The sequence below is a fragment of the Paenibacillus humicus NBRC 102415 genome, from assembly GCF_004000905.1.
GTDB lineage: Bacteria > Bacillota > Bacilli > Paenibacillales > Paenibacillaceae > Paenibacillus_O > Paenibacillus_O humicus.
This window is the reverse complement of the sequence record NZ_BIMD01000006.1, coordinates 132,489-157,670: the sequence shown is the minus strand read 5'-3', so window position 1 is coordinate 157,670 and position 25,182 is coordinate 132,489. Positions and strand designations below refer to the sequence as shown.

22 protein-coding genes are annotated in these 25,182 nt (G+C 61.9%); 1 reads left to right on the top strand and 21 read right to left on the bottom strand.

Going from position 1 to position 25,182, the window contains the following annotated elements:
- Window positions 1-9: 9 nt before the first annotated feature.
- Window positions 10-1,818 (bottom strand): DAK2 domain-containing protein, encoded by a 1,809-nt coding sequence (gene fakA, locus PHU01S_RS06605; protein ID WP_127506737.1) that lies wholly within the window; start codon window positions 1,816-1,818, stop codon window positions 10-12.
- Between the two features lie 18 nt (window positions 1,819-1,836).
- Window positions 1,837-2,196 carry an Asp23/Gls24 family envelope stress response protein gene (locus PHU01S_RS06600; protein WP_049867603.1) on the bottom strand — a complete coding sequence of 120 codons (360 nt, stop codon included), beginning with the start codon at window positions 2,194-2,196 and terminating at the stop codon, window positions 1,837-1,839.
- Between the two features lie 300 nt (window positions 2,197-2,496).
- Between PHU01S_RS06600 and rpmB the strand changes: the two genes are divergently transcribed.
- The gene (rpmB, locus tag PHU01S_RS06595; protein ID WP_048748286.1) at window positions 2,497-2,685 is read left to right on the top strand and encodes a 50S ribosomal protein L28; all 189 of its coding nucleotides are present in this window, start codon (window positions 2,497-2,499) and stop codon (window positions 2,683-2,685) included.
- 134 nt (window positions 2,686-2,819) lie between these two features.
- Here the strand turns inward: rpmB and spoVM are convergent, their stop codons facing one another.
- The 19 genes from spoVM to PHU01S_RS06500 all read right to left on the bottom strand — a co-directional run bounded on the left by spoVM (window position 2,820) and on the right by PHU01S_RS06500 (window position 25,091).
- The gene (gene spoVM / locus PHU01S_RS06590; protein ID WP_040711006.1) at window positions 2,820-2,900 is read right to left on the bottom strand and encodes a stage V sporulation protein SpoVM; all 81 of its coding nucleotides are present in this window, start codon (window positions 2,898-2,900) and stop codon (window positions 2,820-2,822) included.
- A 220-nt stretch (window positions 2,901-3,120) separates the two neighbouring features.
- Window positions 3,121-3,390 (bottom strand): hypothetical protein, encoded by a 270-nt coding sequence (locus tag PHU01S_RS06585; RefSeq protein ID WP_021879091.1) that lies wholly within the window; start codon window positions 3,388-3,390, stop codon window positions 3,121-3,123.
- Between the two features lie 5 nt (window positions 3,391-3,395).
- Window positions 3,396-4,040, bottom strand: a complete 645-nt coding sequence (gene rpe / locus PHU01S_RS06580) for a ribulose-phosphate 3-epimerase (protein ID WP_048748287.1) — start codon at window positions 4,038-4,040, stop codon at window positions 3,396-3,398.
- A 2-nt stretch (window positions 4,041-4,042) separates the two neighbouring features.
- The gene (gene rsgA, locus PHU01S_RS06575; protein WP_083436534.1) at window positions 4,043-4,990 is read right to left on the bottom strand and encodes a ribosome small subunit-dependent GTPase A; all 948 of its coding nucleotides are present in this window, start codon (window positions 4,988-4,990) and stop codon (window positions 4,043-4,045) included.
- Window positions 4,974-7,190 (bottom strand): Stk1 family PASTA domain-containing Ser/Thr kinase, encoded by a 2,217-nt coding sequence (gene pknB, locus PHU01S_RS06570; protein ID WP_127506735.1) that lies wholly within the window; start codon window positions 7,188-7,190, stop codon window positions 4,974-4,976. Before pknB ends, rsgA begins: the two co-directional genes overlap by 17 nt.
- Window positions 7,191-7,200: 10 nt before the next feature.
- A complete protein-coding gene (locus tag PHU01S_RS06565) occupies window positions 7,201-7,950 on the bottom strand; it encodes a Stp1/IreP family PP2C-type Ser/Thr phosphatase (protein WP_373864523.1) in 750 nt (249 codons plus the stop codon).
- A gap of 19 nt (window positions 7,951-7,969) precedes the next feature.
- Window positions 7,970-9,043: a dual-specificity RNA methyltransferase RlmN gene (rlmN, locus tag PHU01S_RS06560; RefSeq protein ID WP_021879088.1), complete on the bottom strand. Its 1,074-nt coding sequence runs from the start codon at window positions 9,041-9,043 to the stop codon at window positions 7,970-7,972.
- A 132-nt stretch (window positions 9,044-9,175) separates the two neighbouring features.
- Window positions 9,176-9,685 (bottom strand): hypothetical protein, encoded by a 510-nt coding sequence (locus PHU01S_RS06555; protein ID WP_127506731.1) that lies wholly within the window; start codon window positions 9,683-9,685, stop codon window positions 9,176-9,178.
- 225 nt (window positions 9,686-9,910) lie between these two features.
- Window positions 9,911-11,692, bottom strand: coding sequence for an LTA synthase family protein (locus PHU01S_RS06550; RefSeq protein WP_218032423.1), 1,782 nt, complete (start codon window positions 11,690-11,692; stop codon window positions 9,911-9,913).
- A 395-nt stretch (window positions 11,693-12,087) separates the two neighbouring features.
- Window positions 12,088-13,845: a 16S rRNA (cytosine(967)-C(5))-methyltransferase RsmB gene (gene rsmB, locus PHU01S_RS06545; protein ID WP_176587491.1), complete on the bottom strand. Its 1,758-nt coding sequence runs from the start codon at window positions 13,843-13,845 to the stop codon at window positions 12,088-12,090.
- Window positions 13,842-14,810, bottom strand: coding sequence for a methionyl-tRNA formyltransferase (gene fmt / locus PHU01S_RS06540; RefSeq protein ID WP_127506729.1), 969 nt, complete (start codon window positions 14,808-14,810; stop codon window positions 13,842-13,844). Before fmt ends, rsmB begins: the two co-directional genes overlap by 4 nt.
- 8 nt (window positions 14,811-14,818) lie before the next feature.
- Window positions 14,819-15,307, bottom strand: a complete 489-nt coding sequence (gene def, locus PHU01S_RS06535; protein ID WP_049867608.1) for a peptide deformylase — start codon at window positions 15,305-15,307, stop codon at window positions 14,819-14,821.
- Between the two features lie 94 nt (window positions 15,308-15,401).
- Entirely contained in the window at window positions 15,402-18,041 is a 2,640-nt protein-coding gene (gene priA / locus PHU01S_RS06530) for a primosomal protein N' (protein ID WP_127506727.1), read from the bottom strand.
- Window positions 18,038-19,258, bottom strand: a complete 1,221-nt coding sequence (gene coaBC, locus PHU01S_RS06525; RefSeq protein ID WP_127506725.1) for a bifunctional phosphopantothenoylcysteine decarboxylase/phosphopantothenate--cysteine ligase CoaBC — start codon at window positions 19,256-19,258, stop codon at window positions 18,038-18,040. Before coaBC ends, priA begins: the two co-directional genes overlap by 4 nt.
- 159 nt (window positions 19,259-19,417) lie before the next feature.
- Window positions 19,418-19,621 (bottom strand): DNA-directed RNA polymerase subunit omega, encoded by a 204-nt coding sequence (gene rpoZ / locus PHU01S_RS06520; RefSeq protein WP_048747187.1) that lies wholly within the window; start codon window positions 19,619-19,621, stop codon window positions 19,418-19,420.
- A 16-nt stretch (window positions 19,622-19,637) separates the two neighbouring features.
- Window positions 19,638-20,258 (bottom strand): guanylate kinase, encoded by a 621-nt coding sequence (gene gmk, locus PHU01S_RS06515; RefSeq protein ID WP_048747185.1) that lies wholly within the window; start codon window positions 20,256-20,258, stop codon window positions 19,638-19,640.
- Window positions 20,259-20,272: 14 nt separating this feature from the next.
- A complete protein-coding gene (gene remA / locus PHU01S_RS06510) occupies window positions 20,273-20,533 on the bottom strand; it encodes an extracellular matrix/biofilm regulator RemA (RefSeq protein WP_006036475.1) in 261 nt (86 codons plus the stop codon).
- A gap of 507 nt (window positions 20,534-21,040) precedes the next feature.
- A complete protein-coding gene (dapF, locus tag PHU01S_RS06505; RefSeq protein ID WP_048747182.1) occupies window positions 21,041-21,871 on the bottom strand; it encodes a diaminopimelate epimerase in 831 nt (276 codons plus the stop codon).
- Window positions 21,872-22,298: 427 nt separating this feature from the next.
- Entirely contained in the window at window positions 22,299-25,091 is a 2,793-nt protein-coding gene (locus PHU01S_RS06500) for a calcium-translocating P-type ATPase, SERCA-type (RefSeq protein WP_127506723.1), read from the bottom strand.
- Window positions 25,092-25,182 lie beyond the last annotated feature (91 nt).

Below are 25,182 nucleotides of genomic sequence, written 5' to 3'. Positions count from 1 at the left end.
GTATCCCCGTTATTCCAGGGCAAACAAATAAGGGTAAAGCGGTTGTCCGCCTTCATGCACTTCAAGCTCGACATCCGGATGGGCATCGGCGATCCAGGCCGCCAGCTCCTCCGTGCCTTCTTCCGTGGAGCCTTCTCCCGTCAGGATGGTCAGCAGGTCGCCGCCATCCGCCAGCAGGCGTCCGACAAGCCCCTTGCAGGACTCCAGGAGCGACGGCTCCGAGACGACGATCGCCTTCTCGAAGATGCCGATGTAATCGCCCTCGCGGACTTCCACGCCGTCGATCTCGGTGTTGCGGACAGCTTGCGTGACGCTCCCCGACCGTACGGCCTTGGCCGCGCCGGCCATCAGGGCGTTGTTGCGCTCCGGCGTTTCGTTCTCCTTGAAAGCGAGCACCGCCGCGAGGCCTTGCGGCACCGTACGGGTCGGAATGACGCTGACGCTGCGGCCGGACAGCTCGGCTGCCTGCTCCGCGGCGAGAATGATGTTGCTGTTGTTCGGGAGCAGGTAAATATGCTCGGCCGGCAGCGCTTCGATCGCGTTGACGAAATCCTCGGTGCTCGGATTCATCGTCTGTCCCCCGGACAGCACGACATCGACGTTGTTGTCGAGAAAGATGCCGGAGATGCCGTCTCCGATCGCGACGGCGATAATGCCGTAAGGAGCCCATTCATGAACGGATTCCGGAGGCGTCTGCAGAGCGGAAGCCGATCCCGCCAGCACTTCCGCCACGGCAAGCGCCTCGTCCGAAGCCATGTCCAGACCGCGCACCGCTTCGTTGAAAGCATCCTCGCCGAGCAGCTCCCGGTGCTGCTCCCTCATGTTGAGGATATGGAAATCCGTCAGCTCGCCGTATGGAAGGGACAGATTCAGCACATCTCCTGGGCGGCGGGAGTGGACGTGGACCTTGATAAGGTCGTCTTCGGCGATGACCAGAATGGAGTCGCCGTCCTTCGCCAGCTGCTGCCGATAGCCTTCTTCATCGAAGGCCGGAGCTCCCGGCAGCGCAAGCTTGGGCTTGATGAAGAATTCCATGTCGTAGAAAAATTCGATCTCGCTTGTCGAAAGCCGTGCCTGGGCTTTGGCTCCAGGGCGGCTTGCCGGCTGCTGACTTGCAGAATAGACCGGCAGGGGATCGGAGGAGCGGCCATGCTCGCGGAAGGCCTCGATCGGGGCGGCTTCCGAAAGAACAGGCAGCCGGTTCTCGACAAAGTAGGCCAAAAAGCCCTCGTAGATGAGCACCAGCCCTTGGCCGCCGGAATCGACGACGCCGACCTGCTTCAGCACCGGAAGCATCTCCTGCGTGCGCCGCAGCGTCTCTTCGGCCTGAGACAGCACCTCCCTCATCAGGGATTCCATGTCGTCCGTGCGGCGGGCTGCCGTCTGGGCATGGCGGGCCGTCTCCCTGGCGACGGTCAGGATCGTGCCTTCGACCGGCTTCACGACAGCCTTGTAGGCCATGTCCACTCCTTGCTGCAGGGCGGCGGCGAATTGCACCGGCCCTGCCTCGTCCAGGCCGGCCAGCGCTTTTGCGGTTCCGCGGAAAAGCTGGGACAGAATGACCCCGGAATTGCCTCGGGCGCCCATCAGCAGGCCTTTGGACAAAGCCTCGGCCGTACGGCCCACCGAGTCCGATTTCTTATTCTGCAGCTCCCGCACTCCGGAAGCCATCGTCAAGTTCATATTCGTACCCGTATCGCCGTCGGGAACGGGGAATACATTCAAAGCGTTGACGCGTTCCGCGCCCCGCTGCAAATTCTCCGCACCGAGCAAAACCATACCGGCGAAGTCCGAACCGTTAATAAAGCGCTTTCCCAAGCAAAATTTCCCCTTCCACTAACTGATGACCCGCACGCCCTGGACAAAAATATGGACATGGTCTACCCTCAGGCCGATCACTTCGTTCAGCACGTATTTGACTTTGGTCTGGATATTATGGGCGACCTCGGAAATCCGGGTGCCGTAGCTTACAATGATATGCAAATCGATATGAAATTCTTCGTTTTCGCGCCGCACTTCCACTCCGCGGGAAAGGTTGTCCCTCTTGAGCAGCTCGGCGATGCCGTCCTTGAGCTGCTTGCGCGAGGCCATGCCGACAAGCCCGTAGCATTCGAGCGCCGCAGATCCCGCAATGACGGCGATGACATCGTCAGTTACAAAAATTTTACCTAATTCGGTCGATAGCTGCATGGGCATGGCAGGTTACACACTCCTTCGTATCGGGCAGAACTTGGCAAGCTGCACGCCCTACTATTCCCTGGGAACAAGGACTGACATCCATTGTACTATATTTCAGCCCGTTTATGAAGCCTGAAACGCTCTTCCCTTCGTTTTTCTCGCAAATGCGCCTGCTCTTGCCCCTTGCGGCGCCGCGTCCCGCCTGCCAAACGATGGTTGATCAAGAGCCTATTGTATGTTAAGATATCCAAGTATGTTTTCATGCGGACTTTGTTGTTCGCATAGGGCGACCTGCAAGCTGTAAAGGAGGTGTATCGCATGTCTCGCAAATGTTTCGTAACCGGCAAAGCTCCGGGCACCGGAAACCACGTTTCCCACGCGAATAACCGCAACCGCCGTACTTGGGGCGTCAACGTCCAAAAAGTGCGCATTCTCGTCGACGGCAAGCCTAAACGCGTATGGGTCAGCACCCGCGCGCTGAAATCCGGCAAGGTAACCCGCGTGTAGTGAACACGCCTTTGCGTCCAAGAAGGGACATGCCTGTACCTTCTTTTCCGACGACAAAAAGCACCTGGGCTTTAAGCCCAGGTGCTTTTTTGCGGGCTTTTCAGTTCGGAAGGGCCGGCAGCTGCTCACGGAAGTCAGCTTTTTTGGAAGGTGTTCAAGATGGCCTTGACGAATCCGCCCAGAAACTTAGGCAGCTTGATCGTGTAGAATTTCATGCTTCATCCCTCCTCGGAATCGCTGGTCGTGTATTCACTGCCGGGCCGCGCTTCCGCCCGAATGAGGCTGCCGGGCCGCCTCCAGCCGCGGAACATTCGCCCCTTATCTGTTCATGCACAACAAAAAAAGGCTACAAGAACCTGAAGTTCATGTAACCATCCTATGCGGGAAGACATTGTCCTATTCCGCCTCGGCATCAGCTTGGGCGGCAGCCTGCCTTTACGGAGCGGTGCCGTGCTTGACGAAGACGTACATCGTGTACGCGATGACGGACAGGATAAAGAAGAGAATGGATACGAAGACGAAGCCGACTCGCCTCCATACCGTCTCGTGGGCCCGGAAAAAACGCAGCCCCAGCCATAAAGCCACAAGGGAAAAAACGAACCGGATGACGCCGGGCACCATGACGAACAAAGTCATCAGCAGGCCGCAGGCGATGCCGTAGAGCATCGCGGCGGCAAATCCTCTCCATCTGCTCTCCGTCTCCATGGCGCCTACCGCAGCGACGCTATCGCCGCCGCCAGATCCTCCGCCCCGTATACGTAGCTGCCGGCAACGAACACATCCGCGCCCGCTTCGCGCACGAGCGGCGCTGTCGCGGCATTGATGCCTCCGTCCACCTGCACATGGACGCCGCTGCGGCCGCGGTCGTGGAGCATGCCGCGGAGCTTACGCAGCTTGTCGAGCGAGTAAGGGATGAAGGACTGGCCGCCGAAGCCCGGATTCACCGTCATGATGAGCACGAGGTCGACATCGTCAAGAACCGGCTCCAGCAGCTGCACCGGAGTGCCGGGATTGATCGCCACGCCCGCGGGCAGCCCCAGATCCTTGATCTGGTGGATGACCCGGTGCAGATGGGTGCAGGCTTCCAGGTGCACCGTAATGCGGTCCGCTCCGGCTCCGGCATAGTCTTCGATGTACTGCTGCGGCTGCTCGATCATGAGATGAACGTCGAACGGGAGCTTAGTCACATGGCGGACCGCCCCCATGATCGGGGGACCGAAGGTCAGATTGGGGACGAAGTGGCCGTCCATGATGTCCACATGGATCCAATCCGCTCCCGCCTTCTCGACGGCGGCGATTTCTTCCCCCAGCTTGGCAAAATCAGCGGATAAGATGGATGGCGCAATGATGGTCATGTTCAGTACCTCCGCTTCTTCTCTTTCATTTCTCCCAGAAACTGCACATAGCTGTCGTACCGGCTCTGTGCGACCGTTCCTTCCGCGAGCGCTGCCGTAACGGCGCAGCCCGGCTCATGGGTATGCGTGCAGCCGCGGAATTTGCAATCCGGAGACAGCTCCCGCATTTCCTTGAAGCCGTAGGACAGATCCTCGATGCCGAGCTCCTGGAAGTCGAGCTGGCTGAATCCGGGCGTATCGGCGACATAACCGTCTCCAGGCTCCGAGCCTGCCTCGACCAGCTCCACATGGCGCGTCGTATGCTTGCCGCGGCCCAGCTTGGAGCTGATCTCGTTCGTCTCCAGCTTCAGCTCCGGAACGAGCGCGTTGAGCAGGGATGATTTGCCGACGCCCGACTGCCCCGCGAACAAGGCCAGACGGCCCTTGAGCACGGCACGGATTTCTTCCAGCCCGCTGCCCTGCCTGGAGCTCGTGCCGATGACCCGGTAGCCGATCGCCCGGTATACCCGCTCCACCGTATCGATCGCTTCTCTTGCTTCCTTGGCGTCCGGGCCATCCTCGGACAAGTCCTGCTTGCTCAGGCATAACACCGCTTCGAGGCCCGAATGCTCGATATGGACCAGGAATTTGTCCAGCAGGGTCAGGCTGAGCGACGGCTCGGATACGGAAAACACGAGCACCGCCAGATCGGCATTGGCTACAGGCGGCCGGACGAGCTCCGTGCTGCGCGGAAGAATCTCCTCCACGGTGCCTTCCCCCGTCACGCTCGCGCTGTAGACGACTCGGTCGCCGACAAGCGGGGACTCTCCCCGCTTCTTGAAGATTCCGCGCGCTCTGCATTGCAGCGGCTTGCCGCTGGCGCCGTCCGGAATGACGTAATAGAAACCGCTAAGCGCCTTGACGATCAGGCCTTCGCCCGTTGTGCCGGAGTAGTCAGTCATTTCCGTCATGGTTGCCGTCCTTGTCTTTTTCCTTGTCTTTTTCCTTGTCTCTGTCCTTGCCTTTGCCCGGCTTGCCGTCCAGGTCCAACGAAGTGTTCTCTCCATCCGGAGGAGCGACTGCTCCAAGATCCGGCGTCGGGGTTGCTTCAGGCGTCGGCGTCGGGGTCGGCTCCGTTCCCGGCACGGCCATCGGCCCCGAGTCCCTGCCCGCCTTCTCGTCCTCGTAGGAACGCGAGAACGTATCGGCCAGCTGGCCGTCGCGGTAGATCTTCACGAGCGCTTCCGTATTGGGAGCCAGCACGACTTTGACGTCGAAGCTTTTGGTTTCCTTGATGCTCGTTTTTCTCGCTTCGATGTCGTTGCCCGTCGCATCGCTGTAGACGATCCGGATTTCGCTAGACTTGCCCGCCCGCGAAGGAGAGATGAGCAGGTTGAACGTATACTCCAAAGCATCCTTAGGGAAACCTCCGCTGACCGTCAGCGTAAGCTGGGTGCCTTTGGATACTTGAGAGCCCGGACTGTAAGGATCCTGCGAAAGGACGGTTCCTTCCTTCTCGTAGCTGTCCTGCTTCAGAATATTTTCGTCGCGGACTTCAAGCCCGGCATTATGCAGCATTTTCTTGGCGTCATCGATCGACTTGCCGAGCAGATCCGGCATCGGCACCGTTTCCTGGCCCTTGCTGACGGTGAGCGTCACCGTCGCCGTTGCGGGGTCGAGCTCCGTATCGGGCGGCGGATTCTGGCTGATGACCGTTCCCGGTTCAGCCGATGCGTCGAACACTTCGGTCTGCTTGATCTGTCCGGATTCCAGACCTAGATCCTGGAGGGCCGCGACGACGTCCTGGACCTTCTGGCCGACATAGCTGTCCAGCTTCTTCAGCTCCGGCCCGTCGCTGACCGACAGCTGGACGCGGGAGCCTTTCTTCACCCGCATATTGGACTTGGACTGGGCAAAGACCTGGTCCTTCGGAATATCCGCCTTGTAGGCGCGGATGGAAGGCTCGGCGATCATAAGCCCCGCGTCCTCCAGCATCGTGCGGGCCTGCTGCTCGGTCTGTCCGACCACATAAGGCACCTCGACCTCCGCTACGTCAAGGGATCCCGATACGACGCGGAATACGCCGTATACGGCTCCGATGACGGCGAGCGTGATCAGGATGATGACGAGAGGCTTGACCCAGCCTCTGCGGCGGGCAGGCTCCTCCTCTTCTTCCTCCTCCTCGGCGGGAGCCTTGCGCGCGGTATCCTTCGCCGCCGCACCCTGCCCGCTAGCCGGATATTGGAAGGAAGGCTTGCCTTCGTTCCCGAGCATGCCGGGACGTATCGCCGGCATGACCCTGGTTTCGTCCATGTCGCCGGCCGCAAACGTAATCTTGGGCTCCCCGATCCTGTCCGGCCTCAAGGACGTCTCCAGATCCTCCAGCATCTCGCCTGCCGTCCGGTATCGTTCGGATGGATTTTTGCGTGTCGCTTTGATGATGATGTTCTCCACGCTTTGCGGAATGAGCGGATTCACCGACTTTGGATCCTCAAGCGGTTCCTGCAGATGCTTGAGCGCTACGCTGATCGGGCTTTCGCCGAGGAACGGAAGCCTGCCCGTCACCATTTGATAGAGCACGATGCCGAGCGAGTAGATATCCGATTTTTCTCCCGTGCTGACGCCCTTGGCATGCTCCGGCGAGAAATAATGCACGGACCCGAGCACCGAGCCCGTCTGGGTGATCGTCGAGGACGTCACCGCGCGGGCGATGCCGAAATCCGTCACCTTGACGCGCCCGTTGCGGCCGATCAGAATATTGTGCGGCTTGATATCCCGATGGATGATATGGTTCTGATGCGCGTGGTCCAGAGCGTCCGCGATCTGGGAAGCGATCCGTACAGCCTCGTCCGCCTGAAGCGGCGCCCGCTCCTGAATGATTTCATTAAGATTATGGCCTTCGACATATTCCATGACGATGTAATGGACGTCCTCTTCCTGCCCCACGTCATAGATGCTGACGACGTTGGGATGGGACAGGGCGGCGGCGGATTGCGCCTCGCGGCGGAAGCGCCGGATGAATTCCTCGTCATGGACATATTGGGAACGGAGCACTTTCACCGCGACGTTGCGGCTGAGCAGCACGTCGTGGGCTTTGTATACAAGCGCCATGCCTCCCCCGCCTATGCGGGACAGGATTTCATAGCGTCCACCTAATTCTCTGCCGATCATGCGCTTACGCTCACTCCTCTCCGTCCGTGCCGGAGCCGGATTGCAGCAGCACTACCGTAATATTGTCGTCCCCGCCCGCTGCCAGCGCCTGCTGGATCAGAGACTCGGCCTTTTCCTCCAGGGAGGATCCTTCGGCGGATACGGTCGAGCGGATGTCCTCGTCGCTAACCATTCCGCTCAGGCCGTCGCTGCACAGCAGCAGAATATCTCCTGCCGCCCAAGGCAGCGCCTGAAGCTCCAGCTCCGTCTCGGAATCCGTGCCCAGCGCGCGGGTCAGCACGTTGCGGCGGGGATGATGAGCCGCCTCCTCGTAGCTGATCTGCCCGGAGCGGACAAGCTCGTTGACGAGCGTATGATCCTCGGTCAGCAGCGTGATGCCGCCTTCCGAGATGCGATAAGCCCTGCTGTCGCCGATATGGCCGACGATCAGCCGCTGCTCCTCGACAAACAGGGCCGCGACGACTGTCGTGCCCATGTTGTGGTACTGCTCGTTGCGCGAAGCCATATCGAATACGACCTCGTTGGCTTTGCGGATCGCCCGGCGCAGAAGCTCGCGGGCTTCCTCCTCGGTCATGCCGGCGGCCGCGGATTCCACTTCTTCGCGGAAGGCGTCGACGGCAAGCTGGCTAGCCACGTCTCCGGCCTGATGGCCGCCCATGCCGTCGGCCACGATGGCGACGGTCAAGCCTCCGTCCGTCAAGCCCGCCCAGGAGCGGTCTTCGTTGGCCATCCGGATCCGGCCGATGTCACTGCGGTTCACTGTTATCAATCCCGTCACCTCACTGCGTAAGTTCCATATGCTTGGCGCGAAGCTGGCCGCAGGCTGCCGCGATGTCGTGGCCCTGCTCGCGGCGGATCGTCGCGTTGATGCCGTTCTTCTCCAGAATTCTCTGGAATTCGAAAATATCCTCCCGCGGCGTGCGCACATACTTGCGCTCCGGCACATGGTTGACCGGAATCAGGTTGACGTGGCAGAGCATGCCCTTGAGCACCTCGGCAAGCTCCTGCGCATGCTCCGGCCGGTCGTTGGTGCCGCCGATCAGGGCATACTCGAAAGTAATCCTGCGGCCCGTCTTGGCGATATAGTTCCGGCAGGCGTCGATGACCTCCTGGAATGGATAGCGGCGGTTGACCGGCATCAGCTTGGAGCGCAGCTCATCGTTCGGCGCATGGATCGAGATCGCCAGATTGATCTGCGTGTTCTCGTCCGTGAACTTGTACATGCTCGGCACGATGCCGCTCGTGGATACCGTAATGTGGCGCTGCCCGATGTTGAGCCCCTTCTCGTGAATCATCGTGCGCAGGAAGCCCATCGTCGCCTCATAGTTCTCGAACGGCTCGCCGGAGCCCATGATGACGATGCTGGAGACGCGCTCTCCGGTCGGGTCAAGCATCTGCTGGGCCTTGACGACCTGCGCGATGATCTCGCCGGCGGTCAGATTGCGCTTGAGTCCGCCCAGTGTGGAGGCGCAGAACGTGCAGCCGATGCGGCAGCCGACCTGGGTCGTCACGCAGACGCTGTTGCCGTAGTTGTGGCGCATGATGACGGTCTCGATGGCATGATTGTCATGGAGCCCGAACAGGAATTTGACCGTTCCGTCCTTCGATTCGAAGCGGGTGATCTCGGTGAGCGTGACGAACTGGAACGATTCCGCCAGCTTGTCCCGGAGCTCCTTGGGCAGGTTGGTCATCTCCTCGAACGAGGTGACGCGCTTCACGTACAGCCAGTCGAACAGCTGGCCCGCGCGGAAGGCGGGCTGGCCCTGCTCCTTCATCCATCCCTGGAGCTGATCAAGAGAATAATCATATATAAAAGGTGTTTCCACAATGTAAGGCTGATCAAATGCTTTCATTTCGTTGCTTCACTCATTTCATTATCATTCAATCCGTCATCCGGCTGCCGGAATCCGTTGCCGCAGGACGCTCGTCGCTCTAGTTTACCACAAACGTCCCTCGCAAGACCACAGCCTGCCGGCACGCGCTCGTCAAGGCTGGATGACAACGACTAGCGGACTTCCCGCCGATTCGGTCCCGACGATCGGCTCCTCCATGCGGGTGATGCCGCTCAAGCCGGTAAAGTCAAAATCCGTCCGGGATAAGGATACGTCTGCCAGGACACGGCTTCCTATGGCGAATACGAGCCTGTGCATCCCTTCATGGCACATCGTGCACGTATCGGGAAGCATCCGCAGGAGCATGTAGCCCGGATAAGTACTGGCGTTCGTCCATTCAGCCCCGACGACCTCCTCCATCTGTTCCCAGGTCGTATAAGGGGGAACGACGGCCATCCGATCCCAGTCGAAATCCGTGAGTTCCGACAGCCTGACCTGCCCTCCTTGTCCGAGCGTCTCCAGCAGCCGCGCCCGGAACAATTCTCCGGCACCGCCGGGTACCCGATGTCCATAGTAGCCGTTTATGTCCGCCAGCAGCGCCAGGAGCAATGCGGCCGCCGCAATCGGCACCGCCTGCCGCAGCCGTTTTTTCCGCATCTTCACCCTTCAGTCGCCCCCATCGTCATCTCTTTCTCGCACAGGGATAGACGAGCATGAGGCGGCAATGGTTTCCTATTGGTCCTCTGGCGAGGACGGAAGCCACGCTTGCTCCTCCCGTTCGGGAAATTGCGATGCGTGCGGAGTCACAGATTCCGCCCCAGCTAAATAGAAAGCCGGCGCATAGAGCGCCGGCTCGGAGGCTTCCGGCTTCGAAAAGCCGGCCTTAAATTAGTCGAACATGCTTTCCTTGGCGTATCCCTTGCCCTCCAGCAGGTCGTACTGGATCATCTTGTAGTCGTCGAGCAGCGCCTGCTGCTCCGCCGTCGGCTCCCCGACCTTGCCTTCCGGTCCCAGCAGAACCTTCTTGTTCAAACCCGGCATGGCCGTCTTGACCTCATGAAGAAGCTTGTAGTAGGCTGGCAGCTTCTGGCCTGCGAAGGAGAAGATTTCGGGTCCGATGAAAGAAGGGCTCAATGTGCCGAGCGGCTTGCTGCCCACCTCGTAGTTGGAAAGCACGAGCAGCGGCGTTTCGTGGCGCAGCCTTTCGTCCGTCCAGCCTGCGTCGTCATACACTTTGGCGGGAAGGCCGGGCAGATGATCTCCCCACAGGATGACGACCGTAGGCCGGCCAAGCTGCTGGATGGCCGAGGACAAGTACGAAAGGGCTCCGTCCGTATGCTTGATTCCTTCGGCGTACGTCTCCACCTGATCCGTATATTCAGAAGCGACGCCAGCCGCGCGGACCGTGTTCATGCCGTGGATGGTCTTGTTCGTATACGGGAAGTGGTTCTGCATCGTGACGAGATGAAGGAATGCCGGCTTGCCGGTCTTCTCTTGCTCCTTCAGCTCTCTCACCGCTTCCTTCATCGCGGCCATGTCGGAGACATAGCTGCGGGAGGACAGGTACTCCCGGTTCGGCATTTCCTTGGAGCTGGTGAATTTCTCGAAGCCGAGCATCGGATAGACGGTGTTTCGGCTGTAGAAGGTTTTATCAAAAGGATGGAGCGCCAGCGCCGCATATCCGCGCTGCTTCAAAATGCTTACGATCGAGGGCAGGTCCGTCTGCTTGGTCAGATTTTGCTGGAACGGCACGGAGCCGTCATTCAGAAAATAGTTGGTGAGGCCGGTCAGCGCCTCGAATTCGACATTCGCCGTGCTGCCTCCGAATTCGGGCGAAAGCACGTAGCCGGACGGCTTCGTCTTGCTCGCTTCATGCAGGAACGGCAGCGGATCCTCGCTCAGCTTGTAGTCCGTCACCCGGGTCAGATCGAAGAAAGCCTCGTTCATCACGAACACGATGTTGGGCGCCTCGGCCGGCGAGGCGGCCGGCTCCGCATCGGGAATGGACGCGTATTTGGCGGCGATCGCCTCGACGGCTTCCTTGCTGTAGCCGTCGGGCTCGGCCATCATGCTCCCCGTCAGGTTGGAAGCGAATGCGATGACAAAGCCGTTGTACTGGTAGTTCTGCTTCTGGTCCCAAAAAATATCCTCGTAGCTGATCTTGTTCAGAAGCGTGCTGTCCTTGCTCTCCATGATATGGACGAAGAAGAAAATGCCCGTGATGGAGCACACGGCGAATACGACGCGCAGCACGAGCGGAAAACGCAGCTTCGGAAGCTTGAACACGAGGAAGCCGAAGCTGCCCACGACGACGAGCGTGAGCACGATGACAAGCGGCGAGAACATTCCCCGGGTCATGGACGCCATTTCGCCGGCGTTTTTCAGCTGCAGCAGATCCCAGGGGAACAGCGGCTCTCCCGTCGCTTTCATTTTCTGATAGACGGCTGTGCCCGTAAGGGCGGTAACCGCGGCCACAAGCGCCGTGCCTCCGTACACATTGCGGACGATGGATGCCGCAGCCAGGAGGAGGAAGAAGAAAATGAAGCTCCCCATGAAAAACAGCGGGTACTGGCCGGCAATCCACTGTCTCACCGCACCGTAATCCATCCCCATCGACGCCGTCTGCATGCCCGCGTTCAGCAGCATGGCGACGAGATAAAGCGCCAGCATGGTCAAAACGATTTTTCGCGTAGGCTTGATCCAACTTCGCAAGTCCATCTACTCCCTGTCCGGTATTCTCCCATGTTCCCTTTACTATATTTTAATATACTAGAAAAGAGATGCCAACCTCGGCACCATGGATTTCGGGAAAGGGAGGCCGGAAGGCTTAGCGGAGGTCCGAATTTCGGGACTTCCGGAGGTCCGGCTCTGTTGCAGCCGCCAGGCTTCAAAACGCCGCCATTCTAAAGAAGACGGCTGCTAGGTGGAAAGCAATAGAGCTGTCTGTCTTGCGGGTGTGCTTTTTAGTCGTTCGGCAATCAAGGACTACCCGATCTTCCAAGCGAAAAACCCGTATCCCAGCGATGGGATACGGGTTTTTTGGTTCTTGGAGTGCTTGAAGTTCTTCAGGTTTTCTCGGTTATTCCGCTTTTTTTAGTCAGCCTGGCGATATAGAAGCCGTCGCTGCCGAAATGCTGGGGCAGCAGCTGCAGGGAGCCGTCAAAGCGACCTTCCTCCGCCCCGGCGACGCCGGCAGCCCGCAGCGGCTCCAGCACCTTCTCCGGCCAGCCGCCGGGATCCAGCGCATATTCGGGATGGCGTCCCAGGAAGGAGGCGACCTGTCCGCCGTTCTCCGAATGCTCGATCGTGCAGGTGCTGTACAGCAGCACTCCTCCCGGCTTGACCAGGCCGGCCGCCGCTTCGAGCAGGCGGGTCTGAAGCGCGGCGATATCCTTGATGTCGCCCTCGGACTTCGTCCATTTGATTTCCGGCTTGCGGCGGATGACGCCGAGACCGGAACAAGGCGCATCCAGCAGGACAAGATCGAACGACTCCGCCGGATACAGCCGGCCGAGCTCCGCGGCGTCCCCGGTAACGGGATGCACGGCCCGGAGGCCGAGCCGCTTGGCGTTGTCCTCGATCAGCGCCAGCTTATGGGCATGCAGGTCGTTCGAGACGACCTCGCCGCGATCGCCCATCAGCTCCGCCAGATGCGTCGACTTGCCGCCCGGCGCGGCGCAGCAGTCCAGGACGCGGCTGCCGGGCCGGGGATTCGCCGCAGCGGCGACAAGCATCGAGCTCTCGTCCTGTATGCTCCATAATCCTTTGGCATAGCCGTCGGTCATCGCCAGATTGCCGCCGCGATCCACGACAATTCCGGAATCCGGAAGAGCCGATGCCGGACGGGCGCTGAGTCCCGCTTCCTCCAGCAGGCGCAGCGCCTCGTCCCGGGTCGTCCTCAGCGGATTGAGACGCAGGCTGCCGTGCGGCGCCTCGTTGCCCGAAGCCATGACCGCTTCAGCAGCCTCCTCGCCGAGAGCGGATATCCAGCGCTCGGCCAGCCACTGCGGATACGAATGCCGCAGCGACAAGCGGCTCGGCGCGTCGGCTACGGCAGCGAAGGTTTCGGCCTTCAGCCGTGGCAGCTGCCGCACGGCGCTGCGAAGCACGCCGTTCACCATTCCGGAGATGCCGGAGTGGCCCCGGCGGCGGCCGATGTTGACGGCCTCGTTCACAGCCGCATGAGCGGGTACCCGGTCCAGATAGACGAGCTGGTACAGGCTCATCCGCAGCAGGGACAGCACCCACGGCTCCAGCTTGTTGAGCCCCTTGGGAATGAAGCCCGCCAGCCAGTGGTCAAGCGTAAGCCTGCGCTGCAGCGTGCCGTATACAAGCTCGGTCGCAAGGCCGGAATCGGCGCGCGACAAACCGGAATCCAGCAGCGCGCGGTTGAGCTGCAAATTGCTGTAGGCTCCATCCCGCTCGACGCGGATGAGAGCGTCGAGCGCGAGCTCGCGCGCGCTGCGCGGCTGCCTGGAGGCTGCGCTGCCGCGGCTTTGCTGTCCTTGACCGGCAGCCTGGCGCTCTTTGCCTTTGCCGGCGGCAGGCTTGGCGCCGGGGCCGGCTTGTCCCGCCGCATTCCGTGCGGAATCAGGACCCTGATGCCTGCGCTGGCCACCCGGGGCCTGCTCCTTCCCCTTTGCCGGCTTCAGCGATGCCCGGCCGCCGCCATTGGCGCCGCTGCCATTTTTGGCGCTGCTGCCGACGCCTTTGGCGCCTCTGGCATTGCCTACACCTTTGGCATTGCCGCCGCCTGCGGCGCGAGGGCCGCGGGAACCGGAGCTGCCGGCTTGTCCGCCCGGCCCCGGCGTAAGGGCGCTCACAGGCCGCCTCCGCCGGCTTCGACGCCGAAGACGGCGCCGCGCTGCAGCCGGGAGCCTTTCAGCCACTCGGCGGCGGCCATCGCGCGCTTGCCTGCGGGCTGAATCTCCGTCAGCAGCAGCCGGCCGCGGCCGCATTGCACGACGATGCCTTCTTCGCCGGCATCAACGACTTCTCCGGGGACTCCGCTGCCGTCTTCACGCTCGACCCGGCAGGCGCGGACCTTGAACGGCTCGCCGCCGAGCAGCGTGAAGCCGCCCGCCATCGGCGAGAGGCCGCGCACCTGGTTGAACAGCTCGCGCGCGCCGCGGCTCCAGTCCAGACGCTCGTCGTCGCGGCTCAGATTGGGCGCGTACGTCGCCTCGCTGTCATCCTGAGGCGTGCGGGGTGCCGTGCCGTCCAGAAGCTGCGGCAATGTATCCGCCAGCAGCCGCGCTCCGGCGCCGCTGAGCTTGGCGAACATCGTCCCGGAATCGTCCGCATCCGTGATCGGCACGACGACGCGGCTGATCATGTCGCCGGTGTCGAGGCCTTCCGCCATATGCATGATCGTCACTCCGGTCTCCGTCTCGCCGTTCATGATGGAGCGCTGGATCGGAGCGCCGCCCCGATACTTCGGCAGCAGCGAGCCGTGGACGTTGATGCAGCCGAGACGGGGCATTTCCAGCACCGCAACCGGCAGAATCTGCCCGAAGGCCGCCGTCACGATCAGCTCGGGAGCGAGCAGCTTCAGCTCCTCCACCGCTTCCGGCCGGCGCATCCGCTCCGGTTGAAGCACGGGCAGGCCATGCTCCAAAGCGGCGGCTTTGACCGGGGGAGGGGTGAGCTCCCGCTTGCGGCCCTTCGGGCGGTCCGGCTGAGTCACGACGCCGACCACCTCGCAGCCGAGGCTGCGGGCTTCAGGCCCGAGCAGCCACAGCAGCGACGGAACCGCGAAGTCGGGCGTACCCATGAAAACAATGCGCATCGGCTTCCTCACTCCCCGTCTTCGCGGCGGTCGCGGGCGGACCCGTCGTACAGCTCTTCCGCCAGGTCGATGAACAGAATGCCGTTCAGATGGTCGACCTCATGCTGGAACGCGCGCGCCAGGAAGCCTTCCGCCTCCACCTCGAAGTATTCGCCGTCGCGGTTCTGGCCGCGCACCTTCACCTTTTCGGCGCGGCGCACATCCCCGTTGAGGTTGGCGATGCTGAGGCAGCCTTCCGGTCCGAACTGCTCTCCCGAGCGCTCCAGAATTTCCGGATTGACCATCTCGATCAGGCCGTTCTCGTCGCCGACGTCGACGACGATGACGCGCTTGGAAATGCCGACCTGGGGAGCGGCCAAGCCGACGCCTTCCGCGTCGTACATCGTTTCCGCCATATCCTTCAGCAGCTTGTGGAGATTGGAGTTGAACTTCGTGACTTCCTTGGCGACTTCGCGCAGGACGGAGTCGGGATTTTGAACGATAAGCCGAATGGCCATGATGGATGCACCTTCCTTGATTGCTTCGTAGTAGTAGACGCCTGAGGCCGGATATAGAAGGATATGTCGGGACAACAGGCGATGAGGCCAATTTCTATAAAATCATTTGGGGATCGACGTCGACGCTGAACAGCACGCCGGAGCGCGCCGCCTCCGCTTCGGTGCGGGTTATCGCTTCCTTGACGAGCATGGAAGCGTCGACCGCTCCCCTGTATTTGATCATGCACTGGAATCGGTATTTGTCCTTCATCCGCGATATCGGGGACGCGACAGGGCCGAGCAGGTCGAACGCCCGCTCCCCGCCGCTCTGCAGCGGCGCCAGCACGCCTCTCTCGGCGGCAAGAGCCCGCAGCTTGCTTGCAAAGCGGTCGCTTACCGAGGAGAGGGTGGCGAGCTGCTCATGGGACATCGTGACGAGAATCAGCCTGCAGAAAGGCGGGTAGCCCATCATGCGGCGATGCTTCATCTCCTCCTCCACGAAGCCGCCGTAATCATGGTGCTGAGCGGTCGTGACGGCGTAATGGCCGGGGTTGTACGTCTGGATGACGACCTCCCCCGGCAGATGATGGCGTCCGGCGCGGCCCGCGACCTGCGTCAGCAGCTGGAACGTCCGCTCCCCCGCCCGAAAATCGGGCAGGTTGAGCGACGTATCCGCCGCGATGACGCCGACAAGGGTCACGTAAGGGAAATCAAGCCCTTTGGCGACCATCTGGGTGCCGAGCAGCACATCCGCCTTGCGTTCGCCGAAGAGCGTCAGCCATTTCTCATGGGCGTTCTTCTCCGTCGTCGTGTCGACGTCCATCCGGATGACCCGGATGCCGGGAAACAGCTTCGCCAGCTCCTCCTCCACCTTCTGCGTGCCCGCTCCGAAATAGCGGATCTGCTCGCTGGAGCAGGACGGGCATGTCCGGGGCGCAAGCTCCGCATGGCCGCAGTAATGGCAGCGCATCGCTCGTGTCTTCTGATGGTAGGTGAGCGAGATGTCGCAGTGCGGGCACACGGCCGTGTACCCGCAGGAGCGGCAGATGACGAAGGTGGAATAACCCCGCCGGTTGAGCAGAAGGACGGATTGCTCTCCCCGTTCGAGCCGGGCTTGCAGCCCTTCGTGAAGATCGCGGCTGAACATGGAGCGGTTGCCGCTCTTCAGCTCGTCCCGCATATCGACAATCTTGACGGGCGGAAGCGGCCGCGCCCCTACCCGTTCGTTGAGCTCCAGCAAAGCCCCGTTGCCGCCCGCGCCTCCGCGGACGGCTGCCGCGTAACTCTCGAGCGACGGCGTCGCCGAGCCGAGCACGACGACGGCGCCTTGCTGCCGCGCGCGGCGCACGGCGACCTCGCGGGCATGATACTTCGGCGTTTCTTCCTGCTTGTAGCTGGACTCATGCTCCTCGTCGATAATGATCAGGCCGAGATTGCCGAACGGCGCGAATACGGCGGAGCGCGCTCCGATGGCCACCTTGGCGCCGCCGCGGCGGATCCGCCGCCATTCGTCGTAGCGCTCTCCGTTCGAGAGGCGGCTGTGCAGGACGGCGACTTCGTCTCCGAAGCGTCCCTTGAACCGCTCCACCATCTGAGGCGTCAAGGAAATCTCCGGCACGAGGACGATCGCCTCCATGCCGAGCTCGAGAGCCCGCTGGATGGACTGCATGTAGATTTCGGTCTTGCCGCTTCCCGTCACTCCATGCAGCAGGAACGTCGCCGGCTCGGGAGCTTCAACCGCCGCCTTCAGCCGCACGAACACTTCCCGCTGCGCATCCGTCAGCGGCAGCGGCTCGCTGCGCCGGAACTCGCGGCCGGCGTAAGGATCCCGCTGCTGCTCCGCTTCGCGGATCGCAATCAGGCCCTTGGCCTCGAGCGCCTTGGCGGAGGAGGCGCTGGCGCCCGTCTCCGACAGCATCGCCTGCAGCGTGACCGGCTCGCTCAGTTCAAGAACATATTCCAGCAGCTCCCGCTGCCGGGCAGCCTGCTTCGACATCGCGGACAGCGCCGCCTCCGCGGCGGCCCGATCCTCGGGCGGATACACCGTCAGCTGCTTGCGGACGGCGAGCCGATCCCGAATCGAGGTCTCTTCGGCCAGCCATCCCGAAGCGAGCGCCCGCTTGATCGCCGCTCCGGCTTCCGGGTAACGCTGCGCGACGAGCTCCAGACGCATGCCGCCGGAGCGCTGCAGCTCTTGAACCAGAGCCGGAGGCAGCTGCTCCAGAGGCAGCTGCTGCTGGGCGACCGCTGCCGGGCTCATGCCCTTGCCATCGTCCTCGCCCCGGCCGGCCGAAACGATTCCCGCGGCGAAGGAATGACTCTCCTCCCGTCCGGCAGCCGATCCGACGTTCCCGGACGGCTCCGCGCGCAGGAGATCGGCTATCCCGGCTCCGTCTTCCGCAATGCGGATGTACCGTTCGGCCTTGCCTTTGATCGCGGCCGGAATCATCGCCTGCAGCGCGGCCGTCCAGGTGCAGCAGTACTTCCCGCTCATCCATTGGGCGAGCTCGACCAGATCGGGAAGGAGCGGCGGCAGCGGATCCAGCAGCTCGGCGATCGGCTTGAGCTTCCCGGCGCTGTCGGCCGGAGCTTCGGCCGAAAGGCTGACGACGAAGCCTTGCACGGTCCGTCCGCCGAAGGGAACGCCGACACGGCTGCCCGGCTCGATCCACTCCTCCATGGCGGGCGGCACCTCATAGCTGAAGGGCCGGTCCGTCTGACGGCTCGGCACATCGACGATGACGCCGGCGATCATGATATCGGTCCCTTCGGCCCCTTCGAGCCGATACGCTCCGCGACTAGGCGCAGCAGCCGTTCGCCGGCATCGCGCTTGCTCATCACGGGCAGCGATTCGACCAGGCCGTCCCGGTCGAAGATCCGGACCGCATTGGTGTCGCCGTTGAAGCCCGCCCCTTCCATCGAGACGTCGTTGCCTACGATGAGATCGCAGTTCTTGCGTCGCAGCTTGTCCATCGCATGCTCGTCCAGACGCTCCGTCTCGGCGGCGAAGCCGACGAGGAACTGGCCTTTTTTGCGCTCTCCCAGAGCGGCCAGAATATCGGCCGTCTTCTCCAGCTCAAGGACGAGCGTGCCGCCCGTCTTCTTCAGCTTGGAGGCATGCCGCACGACGGGCCGGTAGTCGGCGACCGCCGCTGCCTTGACCACGATGTCGGCGTCGTCGAATACGCTGTTCGCCGCCTCCAGCATCTCCTGCGCGGATTCTACGCGCATGATCTTCATGCCCCCGGGGAGCGGCTGCGACACGCGGCCGGCGATCAGCGTCACCTGAGCGCCCATGTCGCGGGCGGCTTCCGCGATGGCAAAGCCCATTTTGCCCGAGGAATCATTCGTCAGGTAACGCACGGGATCAAAGCGCTCGACCGTGCCTCCCGCCGTCACGACAACCTTCCTTCCTTCCAGCAGCTTGCCCGCAGCGAAATACCGCTCGACCGCCAGCACGATCTCCTCCGGCTCGGCCAAGCGGCCCTTGGCCACGTAGCCGCAAGCGAGCTGGCCGGTTCCGGGATCGATGAAGCGGACTCCCCGACTGCCGAGCAGCTCCATATTCGCCACCGTTGCCGGATGCTCGTACATATGGACATTCATCGCCGGAGCCGCGATGACCGGAGACGTCGCGGCGAGCAGCGTCGCGCCGAGCATGTCGTCGGCCAGTCCGGCCGCCAGCTTCGCCAGCGTGTTGGCCGTAGCCGGCGCGAGCAGGATAAGGTCGGCCTTGTCCGCCAGCTCGATATGGGACACGACAGAGGGATCGCGCTCGTCGAAGGTGTCCAGATATACAGGGTGGCGGGACAGCGTCTGCAGCGTCAGCGGCGCAACGAACTTGGCCGCCGATTCCGTCATGATGACATGCACCTCGGCACCCGCCTGGACCAGCTTGCTGCATAAAGCGGCGCCTTTGTAGGCCGCAATGCCTCCCGTTATGCCAAGAACGATTCTTTTTCCCTGAAGCATGGGGTGTTCTCCTCCCTCATCGGCAATACCCGCCGGCACCGGCCGCTCCGCCGGGTTTTGCTTCCGCTAAAAAAATAACAACCGCAGAGGGTTGTTAAGCGTACCGCTATGCTGCTATCTTTCATGCGCCTTCCGCAGCCGGGCTGCGGCCGGCATGTCCTAGTCTTCGTTCCGCTGCTCCACTTGCACGAGATCGTGGTAGATCTCCTCGAGGGCGACGCCTACCTGCTTATGGGATTTCTGTCCGCGCAGCTCGGTCTTCTCTCCGTCCCTCAGGGCACGCGCGCGTCTCGATGCCGCGACGACCAGGGAATACTTGCTGTCGACCTTCTTCATCATTTCGTCAATGGATGGATACAACATGGCTAATCACTCCGTTTCAGGCTTTTTCGGATGCAGTCTGCATATCGTGGGCGAGCCCCGCCAAATAACGTTCCTTGCGGCAATGCTCGGCGGTGACGATGCTCTGGATCCGGTGGCAGGCCGCGTCGATCTCGTCGTTGACGACGGCATAGTCGTAATAGCGGAGCAGGTTGATCTCCTCGGCGGCGACGGACATCCGGGAGTCGATGACTTCCTGGGTTTCCGTGCCGCGTCCGGTGATGCGCTGCTTCAGAATCTCAAGCGAAGGCGGCATCAGAAAAATAAAGACGCCCTCGGGAAACGTTTCCTTGACCTTGAGCGCTCCCTGGACTTCGATCTCTAGAATGATATCCTTGCCGCTGTTGATGGTGCTCTCCACGAAATCGCGGGGAGTGCCGTAATAATTGCCGACGTATTCCGCATGCTCCAGCATGGCTCCGCGAGCCATCATGTCCTGGAACTGCTCCCTCGTCTTGAAGAAGTAATTGATGCCGTCCGTCTCTCCCTGTCTCGGGCTGCGGGTCGTCGCCGACACCGAGTAGACCAGCTCCGGCATCTTGTGGCGGAGCACGGAGCATACCGTGCCCTTGCCGACGCCGGAAGGTCCGGACAATACGATTAATAATCCCTTATTCATAATACTCCCCGCTATTATTCGTCGTGATCGTCATCCTTCGCGGACAACCGGTGCGCGACCGTCTCCGGCTGCACGGCCGACAAAATGACATGGTCGCTGTCCGTAATGATAACCGCCCGCGTGCGCCTGCCGTACGTGGCGTCGATAAGCATGTGGCGATCCCGCGCTTCCTGAATGATTCTCTTGATCGGCGCCGATTCCGGACTTACGATCGAAATGATCCGGTTAGCCGATACGATGTTGCCGAAGCCGATATTGATGAGCTTGATAGCCATGTCAGGTTCTCCCTCCGGACAGATTGGAACAGATCGGCGGTCTTCCAAGAAGGTCCGCCATCTGGCAATGGGCAGAACCATTGCAACTAGTGTTGACACAAAAAACACGGCGCAAACGTTCCGTCCGCCGTTCCGGCGGCCGTCCCAAGCGTCATCCCGTTTCGCACCCGGGCATAAGCCCAGGCGGACAGTCGTGTACCTATTCTAATCGATATTCGCCAAACGAACAAGGTTCAAAGCGATTTCGGGAGAAAAATAGAATCCGGGGCGTAATTTGCGCTTGAAACGCCCTTCCTGGCTTGCCGGCGATCTTCCCCCGGGAGCCCGCGCTTCGATGAAGCCTGCCCTTTTCCCGTCCGCCGGCTAAGCGGCCCGAAGCCGCCTGTTCGCGGCGAAGAGATGTCGCAGGATGGCCGGCGCATCAACTCCGCTGCACGGGCGCCTTCATCCGGATAAAGCAAAAATCCGCCCACGCGGGCGGATCTCCTCAAGAGCCCGGACAGCTCCCTACACGGTTCCGCGGAATGCTTCCGCCGCCGGTCCGGTCATGTACACATGATTGTCTTCCTCGTTCCATTCGATCAGCAAATCCCCGCCCTTGAGCGATACCGTCGCCTTGCGGTCGGTCAGCCCGTTGAGCACGGAGGAGACGACGGTCGCGCATGCTCCCGTGCCGCATGCCAGAGTCGGACCCGCGCCGCGCTCCCATACGCGCATGTCCGCCTGGCTGCGGGAGTTGACGGTCACGAACTCGACGTTCGTCTTGCGCGGGAAGAGCGGATGCGTCTCCAGCTTGGGGCCCCAGGCGGCAAGATCGAATCCGGCCGCGTCGTCGACATAGATGACCGCGTGGGGGTTGCCCATCGAGACGGCCGTGAACCGGAACTCCCGTCCGTCCACTTCGACCGGATGCCCGATGACCCGGTCGGCATCGACCGTCGTCGGAACCTGCAGCCCCTGCAGGATCGGCTCGCCCATGTCGACGCGGATGTAAGCCGCCTTGCCGTCTTGCGCGGTGATCTCGACCTGCTGCACGCCGGCTCCGAGCGTTTCGATCGTCAGCCGTTCCTTGTCCGTATGGCCGTTGTCGAAGACATACTTGGCTACGCAGCGGATCGCGTTGCCGCACTGCTCCGCCTCGGACCCGTCGGAATTGATGATGCGCATGCGGAAGTCCGCCCTATCGGAAGGCAGGATATAGACGAGCCCGTCGGCTCCGATGCCGAAGAAACGGTTGCACAGGGAGACCGCAAGCTCGTCCACCCCGGCCGGAAGGTCTTTTTCTCCGAATACGACGATAAAATCATTGCCTAGACCGTGCATTTTGGTGAATTCCACGATAGATGCTCTCCTTTTGATATGCCGAAGCATTGATGGCCTGTTGGTCGCCGCCGCTGCGGGCGGCCGTCGTTATTAGGATAGCGCATCAAGCCGGGCAAGGCTATTCCCGATTGCGTCTAAGATTTGTACTTTTTCCCCGCGCCTCCCCGTCGGCCGCGGCGAAAGCAGCCGGAGACCGGCAGCTCCCGCCGGCCGGCTTCGTCCTCTCTGCCGAACGCAAGGGCATTGATTTCATGAATGGCGCCGATGTCCGGCGGCATCTCCGTTCTTATTCTCCATCTGTAAGGCCTCCTGGAATGCTTCCTTGCTTTCTCTACTATAATTCTCTGACTTGAGGGGTAAAACGCGGCAAAGCCCCCCGGCGTCCAGCCGGGGGGCTTTGCTTCGCAGGCAACAACGTCTGACGCGGCGCTCCGGAATCCGCTCAGCGGGCGCTTGTCTGTCCGCCCGTATAGGAGATGCGGGCTTTCGGCTTGCGCCGCTTGGACGATCCAAGCACGCTGCCCACTCCCATCAGGAACGTCGGGATGCCGCCGGCCACGAAGACGAGGCACCATTCGCGGAATCCGATCGGAACCGTCTTGAAGATCGGCTGCAGGGCGGGAACGTACACGACGGCCAGCATGAGGCCCAGCGAAGAAAGGACCGACAGGACCAGATATTTGTTCTGCAGCATGTTGCGGTGGAAGATCGACCGGGAGCTGCGGCAATCGAACACATGGATCAGCTGCGCCATGACGAGCGTGACAAAGGCGACGGTCTGGGCGAGCACGAGGCCGTCCGCGTTTTGCGGAGCCGTCTTCAAGGTGATCCAGAACGCCCCCAGCGTGCAGACGCCGATCAGCACGCCGCGGCTGACGATCTTCCATCCGAGGCGGCGGGCAAAAATATTTTCCTTGGCTGACCTGGGCTTCTGCGTCATGAGGTCGCTCTCGGCCTGATCGACGCCGAGCGCCATCGCCGGCAGCCCGTCGGTCACAAGGTTGACCCACAGAATCTGGATCGGCAGCAGCGGCAGCGGCAATCCGGCCATCATCGCCAGGAACATCGTCAGGATCTCCCCGACATTGGACGCCAGCAAATAGCGGATGAACTTGCGGATATTCTCGTAAATGCCCCTGCCTTCCTCGATCGCGGCCACGATGCTCGAGAAGTTGTCGTCTCCGAGCACGAGCGAGGAAGCTTCCTTGGACACATCCGTGCCGGTAATGCCCATGGCGATGCCGATATCCGCCGCCTTGATGGCCGGCGCGTCGTTGACGCCGTCTCCCGTCATGGCGACGACATGCCCCTTGCGCTGAAGCGACTTGACGATGCGCAGCTTATGCTCGGGCGAAACACGGGCATAGACGTAGATGTTGTCGACAACCTTATCCAGCTCGTCGTCGGACATGCCGGCAAGCTCCCGTCCGCTGATCGACAGGCCGCCGCGCGGCATGATGCCGAGCTGGGCGGCGATCGCCTCGGCGGTCAGCTGGTGGTCGCCCGTAATCATGACGGTCTTGATGCCGGCGCGGCGGCATGTCGCGATGGCGCCCTGGACTTCACGGCGCGGCGGATCGATCATGCCGGTAAGGCCGGCGAAAACGAGCTGGCTCTCCGTGTCTTCGGCGCTCTCGCATTTGTCATGCGGACGAAGATCCCGGTAAGCGAGTCCGAGCACCCGCAGCGCGGACTGGGCCATGCCCTCCTGCGCCTGCTGCACCTTCTGCCGGAGCGTGCCGGTGAACGGCACAACCTTGCCTTCCCACAGAATATACGAGCAGCGCTCCAGGAGCATGTCCGGCGCTCCCTTCACGCAGGCGATCCGTCCGCCTTGATGCGACACGATCACGGACATGCGCTTGCGCTCCGAGTCGAACGGGAATTCCCGCTCCCGCTTGTACAGGCCGCCGAGCGAGCTTTGGCTGAGTCCCATCTTGGCCGCCAGCACGACGAGCGCGCCTTCCGTCGGGTCGCCTTTGAGCGACCATTCTTCCTTCGGCTCCGTCTGGCCCCCTTTGCTTTTGCGCTCCGCACCTTCCTCGGCCCGGATCAGCTCCGCATTGTTGCACAGCGCCGCGACCTGCAGCATGCGCCGCAGCGAAGCGTCGTCCTTGGCCTCTATCTGCTGGCCGTCCGCGTAGCAGCCTCCGGCGGGCTCATATCCTTCGCCGGTGACCTCGAACTGGCGGCTTCCGCTCCAGATGCGGGTGACCGTCATTTTGTTCTGCGTCAGCGTGCCGGTCTTATCCGAGCAGATGACGGAGGCGCAGCCCAGCGTTTCGACCGACGGCAGCTTGCGCACAATCGCCTTGCGCTTGATCATCCGCTGGACGCCCAGTGCGAGCGCCACCGTAACGATTGCCGGCAGCCCTTCCGGAATGGCCGCCACCGCCAGGCTGACGCCCGCGAGGAACATTCCGTAGGCAGGCTGGCCGTGCAGGATGCCGGCCACGACGACCATGACCGTCAGGAAAAGCGCGACGACGATGAGGATTTTGCCCAGCTGCTCCAGCCTTCGCTGCAAAGGCGTCTCCATCTCGTCCGTCTGCTGGATGAGATCCGCGATCTTGCCCATCTCCGTATTCATTCCTGTTCTCACGACGATGCCGGTGCCGGTGCCTCCGGTCAGCATCGTGCCCATGAAGCCCATATTCCGCATGTCCCCGAGCGGCAGCTCTTCCTCGGCGATCGCGTGGCAATGCTTGCTTACCGGCACGGATTCCCCGGTGAGCGCCGATTCCTCGGCCTGGCAGCTGTTGGCGGTCAGGAAGCGCAGGTCGGCCGGAACGCGGTCGCCGCTTTTCAGCAGCACGATATCGCCCGGCACGAGCTCGCTGGCCGGGACCGCATCCGATTTGCCTCCGCGCAGAACATGGGCGATCGGAGCGGACAGCTCCTTGAGGGCGCGCAGCGACCGCTCCGCTCTGAACTCCTGCACGAATCCGAGAATCGAGTTGATGACAATGATGGCGATGATCGTAATCGCGTCGAGATATTCCCCCAGCAGACCCGAAATCAGCGTCGCCCCGATCAGGACGAGCACCATAAAATCCTTGAACTGGTTCAAAAACAGCTTCACCGGCGACAGCTTCTCTCCTTCGGACAGCTCGTTGCGGCCATGCTCGGCCAGCCGCTTGGCAGCCTCCTCCGCCGATAAACCGTTGTCCGGAGAGCTGCCGAGCTGGCTGAGCAGCTGTTCCTCCGCCAGCTGGTGCCACTTCCTATTCTCCATTCGACTCTTCTCCCTCCCGCAGATGGCACGATAATGCTGCGGGCAGCACCCGCAAGGCTCTAGGACACTATATGAGGACAATCCCCGAAAT

Coding starts and splice junctions, on each gene's coding strand:
- spoVM (WP_040711006.1), bottom strand. CDS start 2,900: ATGAAATTCTACACGATCAAGCTGCCTAAGTTTCTGGGCGGATTCGTC.
- rsgA (WP_083436534.1), bottom strand. CDS start 4,990: ATGACGGAAATGACTGACTACTCCGGCACAACGGGCGAAGGCCTGATC.
- rpe (WP_048748287.1), bottom strand. CDS start 4,040: ATGACCATCATTGCGCCATCCATCTTATCCGCTGATTTTGCCAAGCTG.
- PHU01S_RS06550 (WP_218032423.1), bottom strand. CDS start 11,692: ATGCTGGCGCTTTATCTCGTCGCCATGCTGCTGAACGCGGGCATGCAG.
- rpmB (WP_048748286.1), top strand. CDS start 2,497: ATGTCTCGCAAATGTTTCGTAACCGGCAAAGCTCCGGGCACCGGAAAC.
- pknB (WP_127506735.1), bottom strand. CDS start 7,190: ATGATCGGCAGAGAATTAGGTGGACGCTATGAAATCCTGTCCCGCATA.
- PHU01S_RS06585 (WP_021879091.1), bottom strand. CDS start 3,390: ATGGAGACGGAGAGCAGATGGAGAGGATTTGCCGCCGCGATGCTCTAC.
- PHU01S_RS06500 (WP_127506723.1), bottom strand. CDS start 25,091: ATGGAGAATAGGAAGTGGCACCAGCTGGCGGAGGAACAGCTGCTCAGC.
- rlmN (WP_021879088.1), bottom strand. CDS start 9,043: ATGAAAGCATTTGATCAGCCTTACATTGTGGAAACACCTTTTATATAT.
- priA (WP_127506727.1), bottom strand. CDS start 18,041: ATGATCGCCGGCGTCATCGTCGATGTGCCGAGCCGTCAGACGGACCGG.
- PHU01S_RS06600 (WP_049867603.1), bottom strand. CDS start 2,196: ATGCCCATGCAGCTATCGACCGAATTAGGTAAAATTTTTGTAACTGAC.
- def (WP_049867608.1), bottom strand. CDS start 15,307: ATGGCCATTCGGCTTATCGTTCAAAATCCCGACTCCGTCCTGCGCGAA.
- rpoZ (WP_048747187.1), bottom strand. CDS start 19,621: ATGTTGTATCCATCCATTGACGAAATGATGAAGAAGGTCGACAGCAAG.
- gmk (WP_048747185.1), bottom strand. CDS start 20,258: ATGAATAAGGGATTATTAATCGTATTGTCCGGACCTTCCGGCGTCGGC.
- coaBC (WP_127506725.1), bottom strand. CDS start 19,258: ATGCTTCAGGGAAAAAGAATCGTTCTTGGCATAACGGGAGGCATTGCG.
- remA (WP_006036475.1), bottom strand. CDS start 20,533: ATGGCTATCAAGCTCATCAATATCGGCTTCGGCAACATCGTATCGGCT.
- fmt (WP_127506729.1), bottom strand. CDS start 14,810: ATGCGCATTGTTTTCATGGGTACGCCCGACTTCGCGGTTCCGTCGCTG.